This window comes from Oleiphilus sp. HI0086 (assembly GCF_001635225.1).
This window is the reverse complement of the sequence record NZ_LWFZ01000766.1, coordinates 1-1,260: the sequence shown is the minus strand read 5'-3', so window position 1 is coordinate 1,260 and position 1,260 is coordinate 1. Positions and strand designations below refer to the sequence as shown.

At 41.4% G+C, this 1,260-nt stretch carries 2 protein-coding genes; both read right to left on the bottom strand.

Annotated elements, in window-relative coordinates; genetic code table 11:
• Positions 1-960, bottom strand: a 960-nt coding sequence (locus tag A3756_RS13235) for a tetratricopeptide repeat protein (protein WP_156490457.1), incomplete at its 3' end; no start/stop codon positions are given.
• 79 nt (positions 961-1,039) lie between these two features.
• On the bottom strand, positions 1,040-1,260 hold a 221-nt coding region (locus A3756_RS13230), incomplete at its 5' end, for an adenylyl-sulfate kinase (RefSeq protein WP_156490456.1).

Here is a 1,260-nt window from a genome sequence, read left to right as displayed (position 1 = left end):
CAAATAGCTAATAATACCTAGTAGCTGAGTCGCTAGCTTGTATGAGGGATAATCATTTAATATCTCGATCAAAGTTGCTTTAGACGCATCCAATTCGCCTGCTTGCATTTTCTCGACCGCAAGCTGATATTTCTCTTTTACTTCATTTGAACCCGGGAAGGCTTCGGATAACAGTTTGGTGTAAATATAGGCTTCGTTAGAACGGCCTTGGCGAGTCAAAACATAAGATAGCCGTTCTAATACAACGGCTTTTTCCGGCTCAATAATATCTGTATTATCCATAGTAGAAAGCAAATCGGTCAGAATATCTTCGGCCTGTTCCAGGTTCTGTTCACCAATTGCAATACCAGCCAATAGAATTCTTGCTTTACTAAAAGCCTTGGCACCCTTAGGTATGGAATTAAGCAAGCCTTTCGATTCTTTTACCTGGTTAGATCTTACTAAAGCAGTTGCTTTTCCTAGGGTAGCGAGGTCATTCCCTGCCTCGTCATTAAGAATTTTCTGATAGGCATTGACTGCTTGTTCAAGCTCGTTCAAACCTAACAAGTTATGCGCACGAAGCATTTGAAGCTCAACGCTATTGCCACTTAAGTGCTCATCCAGAACAAGCTCAGCAGATAAGTACTTGTGCTTACCTTGATAAGACTCAACCAGTGCGACATAGTAACTTTCATCCTTGTCGGTACTCACCTGCTCCAATAAGCTAAGCGCCGCGTCATATTGCCCTAATTTAATCAACATCTCGGCATATTGAACAATTGAAGAGGCTTCGCCACCCGACTTCTTCACCGCATTTTTATATTCAATTGTCGCGGCTTTATATTGACCTTGCTCGGCATAAGCTTTAGCTCTCGCTAGATGATTCGCGTTAAGCTCTTTCTGATCAGTTTCTCCGCAGGCAATCAACATACTTACTAATACAGCAGATATGAACAATCGCCCAACTTTATTAAACTTCATCCTTTAAACCCTATGATTAAAATTCCAGATTTTCACTGTAGCTAAGCTCTATATTCAAAGCAAGCCATTCTAGTGTTTGCTAGACATATCCACGCAAAACCAAGTAATCAAAAACTTCCTTTGCTGCACCTTCTATACTTAAAACACCCGCGTCAACCACGAGTTCAGGATCTTCGGGGGCTTCATATGTAGAGTCAATACCCGTAAAGTTTCGAATCTCTCCAGCCCTCGCCTTTTTATACAAACCTTTCGGGTCTCTCCGCTCACAAACACTAAGATCAGTACAAATATAAACCTCAA